This window comes from Clostridium sp., assembly GCF_034179595.1.
Taxonomy (GTDB): Bacteria; Bacillota; Clostridia; order Clostridiales; family Clostridiaceae; genus Clostridium.
The window spans coordinates 112,449-129,991 of record NZ_JAXFPT010000067.1; the positions used below are offsets into that span (position 1 = coordinate 112,449).

The window sequence follows — 17,543 nt, forward strand, 5'->3', positions numbered from 1 at the left end:
AAGATGGAGGTAATCCTTTGAGCGAAGAGTTCATTAAAAAGATTAACAAAGAGATAAATAAAAATGATGAATTAGAAGATAAAAAAATAGAATTAAATAGATTTCAATTTTTCAGAAAAAGCAATATTTTGAAAGTTATAATGAAGTGCAAGGATGATTTAGTTCCAAGTGAAGAAGAATGGATAAAGAAACTTATAGCTACAAATCTAGGATTAAATATAACAGTAGAGTTATTAGTTTATAAAGATGTAAAAGATGCTAGTATAGATGATATTTTAACAAAATATTGGTCAGATGTTGTATTAGATATAGTTAGAAAAAATCCATTATCAAAAAATGTATTATATTCAAAGCATAAAAATGTTAAAGAAAATAGAGTAACTATTAGATATGGAAGTGAAGCTATTATAAATCATCTTAAAAAGAAAGATGTTGAGAAAAAAGTATCTAGTCAAATACATGATATATTTGGAAGAAAGATAAAAATAGAATTAAAATATGATGATTCTTTAGAGGATTCAAATTATGAAGAAAATAAAGCAAAAGAAAACAAGAAAATTATAGATGATGTTTTAAAAGGTAGAATAATTAGTGAAGCTTCTTTAGAAGATAATTCTTCTAAAAAGCAAAAGAAAGAAAGAAAAGAACAACCTAGAAAACAACAAAATGAAGGATATCAAAAATATAAAAAAGAGCCTAAAGATGAAAATACTATTTTAGGGAGAAATATAAGTCAAGAATCTATAAAAATATGTGATATTGACGAAACTTCTGGGTATGTTGCTATAACTGGTGAAGTATTTAAAACTGAAATAATTGAAACTAGAACAGGAAAAAGCATACTTACTTTCTATATAACTGATTACACAAGTTCAATTACAGTAAAGTGCTTCTTAAAAGAGAAGGATAAAGATGAAGTTTTAGATAATGTTAAAAAAGGTCTTTATTGCAAAGTAAGAGGGGAAGCTATATATGATACTTATGCTAGAGAAGTAGTAATAATGGGTAGAGATATAGTTAAAAAGAAAAAAAGAGAAAGAATGGATGATGCAGAAGAAAAGAGAGTTGAGTTACACTTACATACTAATATGAGCACTATGGATGGTATGGTTTCTGCAAGTAAATTAATTGAAAGAGCTGCTAAATGGGGACATAAAGCTATTGCTATAACAGATCATGGAGTAGTTCAAGCCTTTCCAGATGCTCAAAGTGCTTCAAAGAAATTTGGAGTAAAGGTTATTTATGGAGTTGAAGGATATTTAGTTGATGATGGAACTTTAGTGGCACTTAATGAAAGAGGAGAATCTTTAGATGATTCATATGTTGTTTTTGACTTAGAAACAACAGGATTTTCATCAAAGAATGATAAGATAATAGAAATTGGTGCTGTTAAAATTCAAAATGGGAAAATAGTTGATAGATTTAGTGAATTTGTAAATCCAGAAAGAAATATACCTTATAAAATTACAGAACTTACTGGCATATCAGATGATATGGTAAAAGATAGTGAAACTATTGAAAATATATTACCTAATTTCTTAGAATTTTGTAAGGGAAGTGTATTAGTTGCTCATAATGCAGCATTTGATACAGGGTTTATAAAAAATAATTGCAGAAGACTTAATTTAGATTTTGATTTTACAGTAGTTGATACTGTTCCTTTAGCAAGATTTTTATATCCTGAACTTAAAAAGGTTAAGCTTAATATAGTTGCAAAACATCTTGGGATATCTCTTGAAAATCATCATAGAGCTGTAGATGATGCAAAGGCAACAGCTGATATACTACTTGTATGCTTTAAAAAGCTAAAAGAAGAAAAAGAAATATATACATTAAAAGATTTAAATAACGAATTCTTATCAAATATAGATATTAAAAAGCAACCATCATATCACATAATAATTTTAGCTAAAACTCAAAATGGGCTTAAAAATTTATATAAATTAGTTTCAGAAGCTCATCTTGATAATTTCTTTAAAAGTGCAAGAACTAAGAAAAGTAGATTACAAGAATTAAGAGATGGTCTTATAATAGGTTCAGCTTGTGAAGCTGGTGAAGTTTATAGAGCTATATTAGATGGTAAAAGCGATGAAGAAGTTATGAAGATTTGTGAATTTTATGATTATTTAGAAATTCAACCAATAGCTAATAATAATTTCTTAATCGAAAAAGGAAATGTTAAAGATGAAGATGAATTAAGAGAAATAAATAAAAAGATATATAATATAGGAAAAAAACTTAATAAACCTGTAGTTGCAACTGGTGATGTTCACTTTTTAGAACCTCAAGATGAGGCATTTAGAAGAATAATAATGGCAGGTAAGGGATTTAAAGATGCAGATAAACAACCTCCATTATATCTAAAAACAACAAATGAAATGCTAAAAGAATTTTCTTATTTAGGTGAAGATATAGCAAAAGAAGTTGTAATATTAAATCCTAGTAAGATAGCAGATGAGGTTGAAGCTATAAAGCCAATACCAGATGAGACGTTTCCACCTAAGATTGAAGGTGCTGAAGAAGAGATAAGAGATATGGTTATGAATAAGGTTCATTCAATCTATGGAGAAAATTTACCAGAAGTTATTCAAAAAAGATTAGATAAAGAATTAAATTCTATAATAAATAATGGATATGCTGTACTTTATCTTATAGCACAAAAACTTGTTGCAAAATCACTTGAAGATGGATATCTTGTTGGATCTAGAGGTTCGGTTGGTTCTTCTTTTGTTGCAACAATGTCAGATATAACAGAAGTTAATGGACTTCCACCGCATTATGTTTGTCCAAATTGCAAAAAGTCAGAATTTTTCCTAGATGGATCAATAAGCTCTGGAGCTGATTTACCATCTAAAAAATGTCCAGAATGTGGAGCAGATTATATAAGAGATGGTCATGATATTCCTTTTGAAACTTTCTTAGGATTTGAAGGAGATAAAGAACCAGATATAGACCTTAACTTCTCTGGAGAATATCAAGGAGTTGTTCATAAATACTGCGAAGTACTTTTTGGTAAAGGATATGTATTTAAAGCTGGAACAATAGGTACAGTAGCAGAAAAAACTGCATATGGATATGTTAGAAAATATCTAGATGAAAGAGGCATAAGAGCTTCAAGTGCAGAGATTGAAAGATTAACAATTGGATGTACTGGAATAAAAAGAACAACAGGTCAACATCCAGGTGGTATAATGGTTGTTCCAAATGATAATGAAATATATAATTTTACTCCAATACAACATCCAGCTGATGATAATGATACTGATATAATAACAACTCACTTTGATTATCATTCAATAAGTGGAAGACTTTTAAAGCTTGATATACTAGGTCATGATGATCCTACTGTTCTTAGAATGCTTCAAGATTTAACAGGTCTTGATCCAAAAACAATACCACTTAATGATGAAAAGGTACTTAGTTTATTTACTAAACCTGATGCACTTGGAGTTACAAAAGAAGAATTAGAATGTGAAGTTGGAAGTTATGGATTGCCTGAATTTGGTACAAAGTTTGTTCGACAAATGCTAGTTGATACACAACCAAAGAGTTTTGCAGATTTAGTTAGAATATCAGGTCTTTCTCATGGTACTGATGTATGGCTTAATAATGCACAGTATTTTATAAAAGAAGGATATACTACACTTAAAGATTGTATAGCAACAAGAGACGATATAATGGTTTACTTAATGTATCAGGGTGTACCACCAAAGACTTCGTTTACAATAATGGAAAAGGTAAGAAAAGGTAAAGGACTTTCAGAAGAAGATGAAAAATTAATGAGAGAAAACAATGTTCCAGATTGGTATATTGAATCTTGTAAAAGAATAAAATACATGTTCCCTAAAGGCCATGCAGTTGCATATGTAATGATGGCAGTAAGAATTGCCTATTATAAGGTGTATTATCCAGAGGCGTATTATGCAACATATTTTTCAGTAAGAGCTGATGATTTTGATGCAGACCTTATATGTAAAGGTGAAGGTGCAGTTTATGAAAAACTTCATGAACTTTATAATCTTGGAAATTCAGTTAGTGCAAAAGAAAAAGGAATGATAACTTCACTTGAAATGGCGTTTGAAATGTATAAGAGAGGTTTTAAATTTTTAAGAGTAGACCTTTATAAATCAGAAGCTACTAGATTTATAATTGAAGAAGATGGTCTTAGACCTCCTATAAATGCTCTTCAAGGAGTTGGAGATAATGCTGCTAAAGCAATTGTTGAAGCTAGAAAAGATGGAGAATTTATATCAAAGGAAGATTTAAGACTTAGAGCTAAAGTTACAAAAACAGCAATTGAAACATTAAATAATCATGGATGCTTAGAAGGAATGTCTGAAACTAATCAATTATCATTATTTTAAAAATAATGCATAGATATCTAATTTATTTAAATGTACTTGAAAAAAAATATCTTATATGCTAGAATTTAAATTGATGATTATTACTAATAGCTAGATTAAAGGAGTGGGAAAAATTTTTGCCCGCTCTTTCTGTTTAAAGCGCAACTTCTTAGTTGCGTTTTTAATTAAAAAAGTTTTTAGTTATATTTAGGTAATAAATCTATAAAAATTGAATATTAAAGGAGGTAAACATATGAAAAAAGATGCATTAATAGAAAGACTAGAAAAATTAGTTATGCCAATTACTGATGAATTAGATTACGAATTATATCATGTAGAATTTGTAAAAGAAGATGGGGAAAATTATTTAAGAATATATATAGATAATGAAGAAGGAATTTCACTTGATGATTGCGAAAAGGTTTCAAGAAGAGTTAGTGAAATGTTAGATGAAGAAGATCCAATTTCTGTATCATACTACTTAGAAGTATCTTCACCAGGAATAAACAGAGGTCTATTTAAAGAAGATCACTTTAAGAAAGTAATAGGAAAAGAAATATTTGTAAGATTTACAGGTTCATTAAATGGACGTAAAAACGTAAAAGGTATATTAAAATCTTATGAAGATGGATTTATAGAAGTTGAAACTGAAGATGAAGAATTAGTTAAAGTACCAGTAGAAAAAATAAAAAAGGCAAACTTAGAATAAAGGTTTCAAAGAGGGAGGATAAAGATATGAACCAAGAGTTTATAGGTGCTCTTAAAGAGATAGTAAAAGAAAAAGGAATAAGTGAAGATTTAATATTTACAACAATTGAAGATGCAATGGTTGCAGCATATAAGAAAAATTATGCAAACCAATATACTACTGCACAAAATGTTAAAGTTACAATTAACAGAGAAAGTGGAGAAATTGGAGTATATGCACAAAAAGTTGTTGTAGATGAAGTTTATGATGACGTAACAGAAATAAGTTTAGAAGAAGCTAAGGAAATAAATCCTAAGTATGAAGTAGACGATGTTGTTGATATGGAAGTTACACCTAAAAACTTTGGAAGAGTAGCAGCACAACTTGCAAAACAAGTAGTTACACAAAGAATTAAAGAAGCTGAAAGAAACATAGTTTATAATGAATATAAGGAAAAAGAATTTGATATAATAACTGGTACAGTTCTTAGAAAAGATAAAGGATTAGTTTTTGTTAACCTTGGAAAACTAGAAGGTGTTATAGGACCTAATGAACAAATAAAAGGTGAAGAATATAACTTCAATGAAAAGTTAAAATTATATATAGTTGAAGTTAAAAATGCTTCAAAGGGAGCTCAAATTCATGTTTCAAGAACACATCCAGGATTAGTTAAGAGATTATTTGAACTTGAAGTTCCTGAAATATATGAAGGAGTAGTTGAAATAAAGAGCATTTCAAGAGAAGCAGGTTCAAGAAGTAAAATAGCAGTTTACTCAAATGATGAATCTGTAGATGCTATGGGTGCTTGCGTAGGTCCTAAGGGTGTAAGAGTTCAAAACATAGTAAATGAACTTAAAAATGAAAAGATAGATATAATAAAATGGAGCAAAGACCCAGCTGAATTTATAGCAAATTCTTTAAGTCCTGCAAGAGTTTTAAGTGTTACAGTTAATGAAGAAGAAAAGTCAGCTAAAGTTGTTGTAGATGACAATCAATTATCACTTGCAATAGGTAAAGAAGGACAAAATGTTAGATTAGCAGCAAAGCTTACTAATTGGAAAATTGATATAAAGAGTAAATCACAAGCATTACAAGAAGAGGAAGAAGCTATATCAAAAGAAGAAATAGTAGAAAATGTAGATTCACAAGAAGTATCAGAATAAGAGAGGTGTTTTTATGAAAACTAAAAAGATACCTTTAAGAATGTGTACTGGATGCATGGAGATGAAGCCAAAAAAAGAGCTTATAAGAGTTGTTAGATCAAAAGAAGGAGATGTATCTGTTGATTTAACAGGGAAAAAATCAGGAAGAGGAGCTTATGTTTGTAAATCAAAAGATTGTTTAGAAAAATCTTTTAAAACAAAAAGATTAAGCAGAAATCTTGATGTTCAAATAAGCGAAGAAATATATGATAGACTAAGGGAAGAGATGGATGATGAACAATAAATTTTTCAATTTTCTAGGCTTAGCAAAAAGATCAGGTAACCTAGTTGAAGGTTATAGTAAATGTGATGAATTAAGAAATAAAAAAAGAATGCACTTATTTATTATTTCAAAAGATGCATCAGAATCAACAAAAAATAAATTTATAAAGCATTGTAATGAAAAACAAATAGCATATATTGAAGATTTCTCTAAAGAAGATTTAGGAATAAGTATTGGAAAAGATGAAATCAAAATTTTAGCTGTTTTAGATAAAAATATGGCTAAAAAATTATTGTCTCTTTATGAGGAGGAAAATATATGTAAAAATTAATCGGGGGTGACTGTATGTCAAAAATTAGAGTACATGAATTAGCAAAAGAATTAGGCATAAGTTCAAAGGAATTAATAGATTTATTAATGGATGAATTTAATATAGAAGTTAAAAATCATATGAGCGTAATAGAAGATGAAGATGCTGAACTTATAAAAGAACTTCTAGGTAATGTAGCACCTGCAGGAAATGTAGTAGAAGAATATGAAAAGATTGCAGACGAAGAAGTTAATAAGGGACCTAAGAAAAAGAAAAAAGTTAAAAAAGAAGATAAGGCTAAAAAAGAAGAAACAGAAGAAGAAACAAAGTTAATTGAAATTGGTGATACAATAACAGTTAAAGAGCTTGCAGAAAAGTTAAATAAGCCAACAGCTGAAGTTATTAAAACTCTTATATTTACAGGTGTTATGGCAGGTATAAACCAAGAAATAGATTTTGAAACTGCTGAAAAAGTTTGTGAAAAGTATGAAGTTTTAATAGAAAAGAAAGAAGAAACAGCTGAACTTGATGCAATTGAAATTGAAGAAGATAGCGAAGAAAACCTTCAAAAGAGACCACCAATTATAACTGTAATGGGACACGTTGACCATGGTAAGACGTCTTTATTAGATGCTATAAGAAAAGCTAAGGTTACTGCAACTGAAGCTGGTGGTATAACTCAACATATAGGTGCTTATACTGTTGATGTAAATGGAGAAGAAATTACTTTCTTAGATACTCCAGGACACGAAGCTTTCACAGCTATGAGAGCTAGAGGAGCACAAATAACAGACGTAGTTATATTAGTAGTTGCTGCAGATGATGGTATAATGCCACAAACAAAAGAAGCTATAAGCCACTGTAAAGCTGCAGGAGTTCCTATGGTTGTTGCAATAAACAAGATTGATAGACCAAATGCAAATGTAGATAGAGTTAAACAAGAATTAACAGAACATGGACTAATTGCAGAAGACTGGGGTGGAGATACTGTATGTGTTCCAGTTTCAGCAAAACAAGGTCAAGGAATAGACACATTACTTGAAATGGTTCTTTTAACAGCAGAAATGTTAGAATTAAAAGCTAACCCTAACAGAAAAGCAAAAGGAACAGTAATAGAAGCTAAGCTTGATAAAGGTAGAGGTTCAGTTGCAAGTTTACTTGTTCAAAATGGTACATTACATGTTGGAGATTCAATATTAGTTGGATCAACATATGGAAGAATAAGAGCTATGTTTGATGATACAGGTAAAAAGATAAAATCAGCTGGTCCATCAATACCAGTTGAAATATTAGGACTTTCAGAAGTTCCAGCTGCAGGTGATAGATTCAATCAAGTTAAAGATGAAAAAACTGCAAGAAATATGGCTGAAGTTAGAAAAGAAAAACTTAAAAATGATAGCTTAAATGCTAGACATAGAGTTTCTCTTGAAGACTTATATAGTCAAATAAAAGAAGGTTCTGTAAAAGAACTTGATATTGTTGTAAAAGCAGACGTTCAAGGATCAGTTGAAGCTATAAGACAATCACTTGAAAAATTATCAACAGATGATGTTAAAGTAAGAGTAATACATGGTGCTGTTGGTGCTATAACAGAAACAGATATATCACTTGCAACTGCATCAAATGCTATAGTAATAGGATTTAATGTAAGACCTGACTCAAATGCGGTATCAGCTGCTGAAAGAGATGGAGTAGATGTTAAAACTTATAGAATAATCTACGATGCAATAGAAGATGTTAAATCAGCTATGATAGGAATGCTTGAACCTGAATATAAAGAAGTTGTTTTAGGTAAGGCTGAAGTTAGAGAAACTTATAAGATTTCAAACGTAGGAACAATAGCTGGATGTTATGTATTAGATGGAAAGATTACAAGAAATGCAGACATAAGAGTAATTAGAGATGGTATTGTAGTATTTGAATCAACTTTAGGTTCATTAAAGAGATTTAAAGATGATGCTAAAGAAGTTAGAAGCGGATATGAATGTGGATTAAGCGTTGAGAAGTTTAACGACCTTAAAGAAGGAGATATCATAGAAGCATACACTATGGAAGCCATTGTAAGAAAAGAACTTTAATTTTTAAGAGGTGATAAATATATGGCTAATTATAGAGGTGGAAGAATAAACGAAGAAGTTAAAAAAGTAGTTAGCACTTTAATTCAAAATGAAATAAAAGACCCAAGATTAACTGCTATGATTTCTGTAACAGGGGTTGAAGTTACTAGAGATTTAAGTTATGCAAAAGTATTTGTAAGTATATTTGCAAGTAATGAAGAAGAAAAAGAAAATAATTTAAAAGCATTAAAAAGTGCAAGTGGCTTTATTAGAAGAGAAGTAGGACGTAAAGTTAAATTAAGAGTTACTCCTCAAATAATATTTGAATTAGATGAATCAATCGATTATGGAATGAAGATTGATGGTTTAATCAAGAAAGCTAAGGAGCAATAAAATGGCACTTAAAGATATAAAGAAAATTATCATTGAGGCCAACAAAATTGGAATTACATTTCATACATCACCAGATGGGGATGCAATAGGAAGTGCATTAGGACTTTTAAATGGATTAAGAGAAGTTGGAAAAGATGTATATATAATTTCAAAAGATAGTATTCCAGAAAATCTTATGTTTTTGCCATATTCAGAAGAAATAAATGGAGAAACAACAGAACCTAAAGAAGGTACTGATTTAGTAATAGTACTAGATTGTGGTAATGTTGAAAGAATTTCAGCAAATCTTTTAGATTATTCTGGAATGGTGATAAATATAGATCACCATTTATCAAATGATAATTATGGGTTTATAAATTACGTTGATACAGAAGCTGCTGCTACAGCTGAGATAGTATTTCTACTATTAAAGGAAATCGGATATGAATTTTCAGTTAAGGAAGAAATATTAGAAAGAATAGGAAGATGTTTATACACTTCACTAGTTACAGATACTGGATCTTTTAGACATTCTAATGTTACAAAAAGAACACATGAAATTGCAGGTATATTAATTGGTGTTGGAGTAAACAATTCAATGATATATAATAAACTGTTTGATAATAGAAGTATAAATAAGTTAAATCTTATGGGATATGCTTTCCAAAATGCTAAGCTATATTTTGATGGTAAAGTTGTAGTTACGGTATTAGATAGCGATTCTCTTAGTAAGTTTAATGCTGAAAAAGAAGATACATCTGATATTATCGGAAATCTTTTAAGCATAAAAACAGTTGAAGTTGCAGTTCTTTTAAAAGAGGTTGAAGAAGGCGTTAAGGCAAGTCTTAGATCAAAATATGATTTTGATGTTAGAAAAATTGCTGAAATGTTTGGTGGAGGTGGACACACAAAGGCCTCAGGTCTTATGCAAAAAGGAGTAATGCTTCAAATTGCAAAAGATAATATTTTAAAAGCTATTGAAAGAGAGATAGATTTATGCAAGGAGTAATAAATATTTTTAAAAACTCTGGAATGACATCTTTTGATGTAGTTAGAAAAGTTAAAAAAATTGCTCATGAAAAAAAGGTTGGGCATACTGGAACACTAGATCCGGAAGCATTTGGAGTGCTTCCGGTATGTCTAGGAAAAGCAACTAAAATAATAGATTATATAATGATAGCACCTAAAACTTATAAAGTTGTATTTTCATTAGGATTTAAAACTACCACATATGATTTAGAAGGGGAAGTATTAGATAGAAAAGATATTTCTCATCTTAAAGAAGAAGAAATTTTAGATGCTATAAATTCATTTAAGGGTACATATAATCAGATACCACCTATGTATTCAGCATTAAAAAAAGATGGCGTTAGGCTTTATGATCTAGCAAGACAAGGAATTGAAGTTGAAAGAGAAGGAAGAGATATAACTATATTTGATATAAAAGATATAGATATTAATCTTCCAGAAATTACGATGACAGTTACTTGCTCAAAAGGAACATATATAAGAAGTTTATGTTATGACATTGGAGAAAAGCTTAATGTATATGGAACTATGGTAAAGCTTAGAAGAACAGCTACTTCAATTTTTAAGGAAGAAGATAGTGTAAATATAGATTTACTAACTGAAGAAAATATTAGTGATTATTTAATACCTATTGAAAAAGCTTTAGAAGGCTATCCTAAAACAGTTATTAATAATAGATTTAGAAATCTTCTTATAAATGGAGCAAAAGTTTATGATAGAAGATTATTAAAAGATAATATTGAAAAAAACGTATTATATAGAGTTTATGATGAAGATGACATTTTCATTGGTCTTGGAATTAAAGATGAAAATGGATTTAAGTTAGAAAAGTTATTAATGTAGCTTAGGAGAAGACTAAAACGATGAAGGTGGCTAATGGACAAATAACTAATAAAAAAGATGATGGATATTATGTAGCACTTGGAAGTTTTGATGGACTACATATGGGACATTTATCACTTATTAATAAATGTATAGAGCTTGCAGAAAAGGATAGATGTAAAAGTATGGTATTTACATTTAGTAATCATCCAAGAACAATTATAAATCCTAGTATAAAAATCGAATATTTGATGAATAATATAGAGAAAGTAGATATTTTACAAAAAGTGGGGATAGACAAAGTTGTTCTTAAAAAATTTAATAAGGAATTTATGGAGCTATCACCAGAAGGATTTATAGAAAGGCTTTGTAGTGATTATAATATTAAAGGTATAGTTGTAGGATTTAATTATAAATTTGGATATAAAAATTTAGGAGATACTGATCTTTTAAAGAAATTATCAAAAAAATATAATTTTAGACTAGAAATAATAGAGCCTTTATTATATAAAGATGAAATTATAAGCAGCACAAGAATTAGAAATGCTATAAAACATGGAGAAATAGTTGAAGCTAATAAGATGTTAACTAGAGAGTATAGATTAAGTGGAATTGTTGAACATGGAAAACAAATTGGAAGAACTATTGGATTTCCAACTGCAAATTTAAAATTTGAAGAAGATAAAGTTATTCCAGCTAAAGGTGTTTATTACACAAACGTTAAATGGAAAAATAATATTTATAAAGGAATAACTTCTGTTGGAAGCAACCCAACTGTAAATGGAACAAAATTAACTATTGAAACATTTATATTAGATTTTAATCATGATATTTATGGTGATGATATAGTAGTTTATTTCATAGAAAAGATTAGAGATGAAAAAAGATTTGATTCTATTGATTGTTTAAAAAAACAATTAAATAAAGATGAAGAATATGCAAAATTAAAAGAATTAGCTGTTATTATATAATTGTTGTTTACAATATTAAATTGTTTTGTTATAATGATAGCGGAAACCTAGTCCTATGTTATAAGGTGCCATCTTATTACATGGAACTAAGGGGATATTTTATGGAGGTGCACTTATGGATAAGGCAAGAAAGCAAGAAATAATTAAAGAATTTGGAAGAAGTGAACATGATACAGGATCAGCAGAAGTTCAAGTAGCATTATTAAGCGAAAGAATCAATGAATTAACTGAACACTTAAAAGTTCACAAGAAAGACCACCACTCAAGAAGAGGACTATTAATGATGGTTGGACAAAGAAGAGGTCTTTTAAATTACTTAGCAAAGCAAGATATCGAAAGATACAGAGCTATAGTTAAAAAATTAGGTTTAAGAAGATAGGTTAGAGCGGTTTTAGCCGCTCTATTATTTTAAAATTATAAGAAAAATTTGTAAAAGAAAACGAAGGGAGGTCCCTTTATGAGGAACACACTTAGTACAGTAGTAGCTGGAAGAGAAATGAAAGTTGAATTTGGTGGCTTTGGTATGTTATCAAATGCAGCTGTATTAATGAGCTATGGAGATACTGTAATACTAACTAATGTAAATAGATCAGAAGAACCAAGAGATGGGATTGACTTCTTCCCTTTAAGCGTAGAATACGAAGAAAGATTATATGCTGTTGGTAAGATACCAGGAGGATTCATAAAAAGAGAAGGAAGACCATCAGAAAATGCAATTCTTCATGGAAGAGCTGTTGATAGAACAATAAGACCATTATTCCCAAAAGGATATAGAAATGATGTTCAAGTTGTTTGTACAGTTGTTTCAGTTGAAAAAGATAATTTACCAGAAATATTAGCAATAAATGCAGCTTCAATGGCATTATGTTTATCAAGCATACCTTACACTATTCCGGTTGCAGGAGTTAAAATAGGATTAATAGATGGAGAATTTATCTTAAATCCAACTTCAGAACAAAGAGAAAAGAGTACATTAGATCTTACAGTTTGTGCTACAAACGAAAAGGTTATGATGATTGAAGCTGGTGGTAATGAAATACCAGAAGATACTATGATATCTGCCATTGAATTTGGATTTAATTCATGTAAACAAATAATAGCATTCCAAGAAGAAGCTATGAAAAAGTTTGGTAAAGTTAAAGAAGAACCTGTTTTATTCAAAGTTGATGAAGAACTAGAAAAAGATGTTAAAGACTTTGCAAGTGAAATGGTAAAAGAAGCAATGTATATCATGGATAAAGATGAAAGAAACATTGCTATGGATGAAGTGAATAAAAAAGTATTTGCTGAATTTGAAGAAAAATACGAAGGTAAAGAAGGCGACATAAAAGAAGTTCTTTACGCAATGCAAAAATCAGTTGTAAGACATATGCTTTTAAAAGATAAGAGAAGACCTGATGGAAGAGCATTTGATGAAATAAGACCACTTTCATGTGAAGTTGGAATACTTCCAAGAACTCATGGTACAGGAATATTTACAAGAGGATTAACTCAAGTAATGACTGTTGCAACTTTAGGTTCAGTTGGAGATATTCAAATATTAGATGGAATAGACGAAGCACAATCAAAGAGATATATGCATCATTATAACTTCCCAGCATATAGCGTTGGTGAAGTTAGACCACTTAGAGGTCCAGGAAGAAGAGAAATAGGTCACGGTGCACTTGCAGAAAGAGCACTTGAACCATTAATACCTTCAGAAGAAGAATTCCCATATACTATTAGATTAGTATCAGAAGTTTTAAGTTCAAATGGATCAACATCACAAGCTTCAGTTTGTGGATCAACTTTAGCATTATTAGATGCAGGGGTTCCAATAAAAAGACCAGCTGCAGGTATTGCAATGGGACTTATAACTTCAGAAGACTTAACTGAAGAAGAAGTATTAACAGATATTCAAGGAATAGAAGATTTCTTTGGAGATATGGACTTTAAGGTTGCAGGTACTGAAAAAGGTATAACTTCAATACAAGTTGATACAAAACTTAAAGGATTAAGCTTTAATGTTGTTAATACTGCAATAAAAAATGCAAGAAAAGCTAGAATGGTTATCTTAGAAAAGATACATGAATGCATACCAGAAGCAAGAAAAGATGTTTCAAAATATGCACCAAAGACATCAATAATTAAAATTGATCCAGAAAAGATTAGAGATGTTATAGGAGCAGGTGGAAAGGTTATTAATAAAATAATCGAAGATACTGGTGTTAAGATAGATATAAAAGAAGATGGAACTGTATTTGTATCTTCTGTAGATCATGATGGTGTTAATCAAGCATTAAAGATAATCGAAGGGTTAACAAAAGAAGTTAAGACTGGTGAAGTTTATTTAGGAAAAGTAACTAAGATTGCTGCATTTGGAGCATTTGTAGAAATTCTTCCTAATAAAGAAGGATTAGTTCATATTTCAAAGCTTGATAAGAATAGAGTTAATAAGGTTGAAGATGTAGTTTCAGTTGGAGACGAAATTCTTGTTAAAGTAACAGAAATCGATAATCAAGGTAGAATAAATCTTTCAAGAAAAGATGCACTACAAGATAACGAAGAACAAAAAGAAGATAAATAAGATAAACAAGACTAAAAGGGCAATGGTATTGCCTTTTTTTTACTACAAGGAGGTTTTTATGCATAAGATTTTTACATTAAAAAACGGTCTTAGAGTTGTAACTGAAAAGTTAGACGGGGTTAATTCAGTTAGTGTTGGAGTAATGATTCAAAATGGTTCAAGAAATGAAAGTGAAGAGCTAAATGGTATATCACATTTTATAGAACATATGTTCTTTAAAGGAACAAATAAAAGAACTGCTAAACAAATAGCTGAAGAAATCGAAAATGTTGGTGGACAGATAAACGCATTTACTAGCAAAGAAACTACTTGTTACTATATAAAAACTTTAAGTACTCATTTAGATCTTTCACTAGATGTTTTATCAGATATGCTTTTAAATTCAAAATTTGATGAAGAAGAAATCGAAAAAGAAAAAGGCGTAGTAATAGAAGAAATAAATATGAGTGAAGATAACCCAGAAGATGTTCTAGATAATATTCATTCAAAAGCTTCATATGGAGACAATTCTCTTTCTTATCCTATACTTGGAACCATAGAAAAGATTAGAAATTTAAAAAGAGAAGATATAATAAAATTTATAGATGAAAAATATACTCCTTATAATTCCGTTATATCTATCTGTGGTAAATTTGATGAAGATGAAGTTATAAATTTAATAGAAAAATTCTTTGGACAATGGGAAAGTAAAAAAGTATATAAACCTGTTTATGAAGGAACTGAAATTAAGAAAGATTCAGTATACTTAAAAAAAGAAATTGAACAGCTTCATATTGATTTAGGACTTCAAGGATTACCATTTGGAGATGATAGAAGCTATGCTTTAGTTCTTCTTAACAATATATTAGGTGGAGGAGCATCATCTATTTTATTCCAAAAGGTGCGTGAAGAGTTAGGCCTTTGTTATGTTATATATTCTTATACACAACAATTCCAAGAAGCTGGTTTAATAAATATATATGTAGGACTAAGTAAAGAGTATGCAGATAAAGCATTACAGGTTATAAAAAGAGAACTTGAAAAGTTTGTAGAAGAAGGAATAACTGAAGAACAGCTAAAAATTAATAAAGAAAAGATAAAAGCAAACTATATATTAGGTTTAGAAAGCACAAGTTCAAAGATGTTCTCAAATGCTAAATCATTATTACTTAGAAATAGTATAAGAACAGAAGAAGAAGTTATTGAAAAAATAGATAATATAAGTAAAGAAGATATAGATTATGTTTTAAAGAATTGTTTTGGAAAAGGCATTGTAAATACTGCTTATGTAGGAAGTGAAATAGATAAAGATTACTTAGATTCTTTTATATATAAATCAAAAGAAGCTTATGATAATTCTAGTAAATCAACTAAAAGTGAGCTATAATATTATAGGTAATATATTTCTTCCCTGACTCATATATTTATTTATAAATGTTAGGGAGGGACTTACATATATGTATGTACAAGGTGATAAAAATATAAGATATCTTAGTGAACTTGAAAAATATGAGCTTATAAATATTAATGATGGAGAAAAATATGATTATCTTCAAAATAATGACTTAGTTATTGATGATGAAGGTAATATAAAATATCTTTTAATAGATGCATCTTCTTCTAAATTTAGTATTTTTGGTGGCTCTAGAGAGATATTAGAAATTGATTGGAGCTCAGTACAAAAAGTTGGAGCTAAAACAATAATATTAGATGCTGATGAAAACAGTATAAAGCGAGCAAAGATATAACTTAAGGGGGATAAATATGAAGATTGTAGTACAAAAGTTTGGTGGCACATCCGTATCTACAAAGGAAAGAAGAGAAAAAGTAGTTAAAAAGATTAAAAATGCTATTGATGAAGGTTTTTCACCTATAGTTGTTGTTTCAGCTATGGGAAGAAGTGGAGATCCTTATGCAACTGATACACTTTTATCATTAGTTGGAGATAAATTTAAAAATTCAAATAAATTAGCAACAGACCTTTTAATGTGTTGTGGAGAAATTATAAGTTCTGTAGTTATGAGCAATGAATTATTTGATGCTGGAATTGATGCTGTGCCATTAACTGGAGGACAGGCAGGAATTAAAACAGATAATGTATTTACTAATGCAAAGCATTTAAATGTTGATCCAAAACAAATATTAGATTTTGTAGCAAAAGGAAGAGTGCCAGTTATTACTGGATTCCAAGGAATGACTGAAGATGGATTCTTTACAACTTTAGGTAGAGGTGGAAGTGATACTAGTGCCGCTATATTAGGAGTTGCATTACAAGCTGAACAAATAGAAATTTATACTGATGTAGATGGAATAATGACGGCTGATCCAAGAATAGTAAAAGATGCATCATTAATAAATGTTATAAGTTATAATGAAGTATTCCAACTTGCAGAACAAGGAGCTAAAGTTATTCATCCAAGAGCTGTTGATATAGCTATGAAGAGCAATGTACCATTATTTATTAAAAATACAATGAGTGATGCAAAAGGAACATTAATAAATAATAATGGAGACCTTACAAATAATAAAATAATAACAGGTATTACTCATCAAAATAATAGAATTCAGGTTAAAATAAAAGCAAAAGAAAATATAAATAATCCAAAATATAAAGATTTATTAAGCTTACTTGCAGCAAATAAGATAAGCTTAGATTTAATAAATATATTCCCAGAACAACAAGTCTTTACAATTGGAGAAGAAAAGAAACAAGAACTTGAAAATATATTAAATGCTATAAACATAAAATATTCATTAACAGAAAATTGTAGTCAATTAGCTATAGTTGGTTCAAGAATGACAGGAATACCTGGAGTTATTGCAAAAATAGTTAAATCATTAAATGAAAATAATATTGAAGTTTTACAGACTGCAGATTCTCATATGACTATATGGTGCTTAATACATTCTGATAATGTATCTGAAGCTATAAATGCACTACATAAATCATTTGAATTATCATAATAAATTTTAAAAAACAA

General features: G+C 29.3%; 15 protein-coding genes. All 15 read left to right on the forward strand.

From position 1 onward, the window contains the following. The first annotated feature begins 17 nt into the window (after positions 1-17). The 15 genes from SPJ33_RS08400 (at position 18) to dapG (ending at position 17,526) form a co-directional block, all read left to right on the forward strand. Positions 18-4,364 (forward strand): PolC-type DNA polymerase III, encoded by a 4,347-nt coding sequence (locus SPJ33_RS08400; RefSeq protein WP_321117517.1) that lies wholly within the window; start codon positions 18-20, stop codon positions 4,362-4,364. A gap of 232 nt (positions 4,365-4,596) precedes the next feature. Then, entirely contained in the window at positions 4,597-5,052 is a 456-nt protein-coding gene (rimP, locus tag SPJ33_RS08405) for a ribosome maturation factor RimP (RefSeq protein ID WP_321117518.1), read from the forward strand. Between the two features lie 26 nt (positions 5,053-5,078). Then, positions 5,079-6,194, forward strand: a complete 1,116-nt coding sequence (gene nusA, locus SPJ33_RS08410; protein WP_321117519.1) for a transcription termination factor NusA — start codon at positions 5,079-5,081, stop codon at positions 6,192-6,194. Positions 6,195-6,207: 13 nt separating this feature from the next. Next, positions 6,208-6,477: an RNase P modulator RnpM gene (rnpM, locus tag SPJ33_RS08415; protein ID WP_321117520.1), complete on the forward strand. Its 270-nt coding sequence runs from the start codon at positions 6,208-6,210 to the stop codon at positions 6,475-6,477. Continuing rightward, positions 6,467-6,787, forward strand: coding sequence for a ribosomal L7Ae/L30e/S12e/Gadd45 family protein (locus SPJ33_RS08420; protein WP_321117552.1), 321 nt, complete (start codon positions 6,467-6,469; stop codon positions 6,785-6,787). Before rnpM ends, SPJ33_RS08420 begins: the two co-directional genes overlap by 11 nt. Positions 6,788-6,801: 14 nt before the next feature. After that, on the forward strand, positions 6,802-8,844 hold the full coding sequence (infB, locus tag SPJ33_RS08425; RefSeq protein WP_321117521.1) for a translation initiation factor IF-2: 2,043 nt from the start codon (positions 6,802-6,804) through the stop codon (positions 8,842-8,844). Positions 8,845-8,865: 21 nt separating this feature from the next. Further along, entirely contained in the window at positions 8,866-9,216 is a 351-nt protein-coding gene (gene rbfA / locus SPJ33_RS08430; protein ID WP_321117522.1) for a 30S ribosome-binding factor RbfA, read from the forward strand. A gap of 1 nt (position 9,217) precedes the next feature. After that, positions 9,218-10,204 carry a bifunctional oligoribonuclease/PAP phosphatase NrnA gene (locus tag SPJ33_RS08435; RefSeq protein WP_321117523.1) on the forward strand — a complete coding sequence of 329 codons (987 nt, stop codon included), beginning with the start codon at positions 9,218-9,220 and terminating at the stop codon, positions 10,202-10,204. Next, complete coding sequence (truB, locus tag SPJ33_RS08440; RefSeq protein ID WP_321117524.1) at positions 10,192-11,067, forward strand: tRNA pseudouridine(55) synthase TruB; 876 nt, start codon at positions 10,192-10,194, stop codon at positions 11,065-11,067. Before SPJ33_RS08435 ends, truB begins: the two co-directional genes overlap by 13 nt. 20 nt (positions 11,068-11,087) lie before the next feature. Continuing rightward, positions 11,088-12,017, forward strand: coding sequence for a bifunctional riboflavin kinase/FAD synthetase (locus SPJ33_RS08445; protein WP_321117525.1), 930 nt, complete (start codon positions 11,088-11,090; stop codon positions 12,015-12,017). A gap of 115 nt (positions 12,018-12,132) precedes the next feature. Beyond that, complete coding sequence (gene rpsO / locus SPJ33_RS08450; protein ID WP_321117526.1) at positions 12,133-12,396, forward strand: 30S ribosomal protein S15; 264 nt, start codon at positions 12,133-12,135, stop codon at positions 12,394-12,396. A gap of 78 nt (positions 12,397-12,474) precedes the next feature. Beyond that, positions 12,475-14,583 carry a polyribonucleotide nucleotidyltransferase gene (locus tag SPJ33_RS08455; RefSeq protein ID WP_321117527.1) on the forward strand — a complete coding sequence of 703 codons (2,109 nt, stop codon included), beginning with the start codon at positions 12,475-12,477 and terminating at the stop codon, positions 14,581-14,583. A 58-nt stretch (positions 14,584-14,641) separates the two neighbouring features. After that, a complete protein-coding gene (locus SPJ33_RS08460; protein WP_321117528.1) occupies positions 14,642-15,949 on the forward strand; it encodes a pitrilysin family protein in 1,308 nt (435 codons plus the stop codon). Between the two features lie 70 nt (positions 15,950-16,019). Then, positions 16,020-16,310 (forward strand): YlmC/YmxH family sporulation protein, encoded by a 291-nt coding sequence (locus SPJ33_RS08465; RefSeq protein WP_321117529.1) that lies wholly within the window; start codon positions 16,020-16,022, stop codon positions 16,308-16,310. Positions 16,311-16,326: 16 nt separating this feature from the next. Beyond that, entirely contained in the window at positions 16,327-17,526 is a 1,200-nt protein-coding gene (gene dapG / locus SPJ33_RS08470; protein WP_321117530.1) for an aspartate kinase, read from the forward strand. Positions 17,527-17,543: the final 17 nt, after the last annotated feature.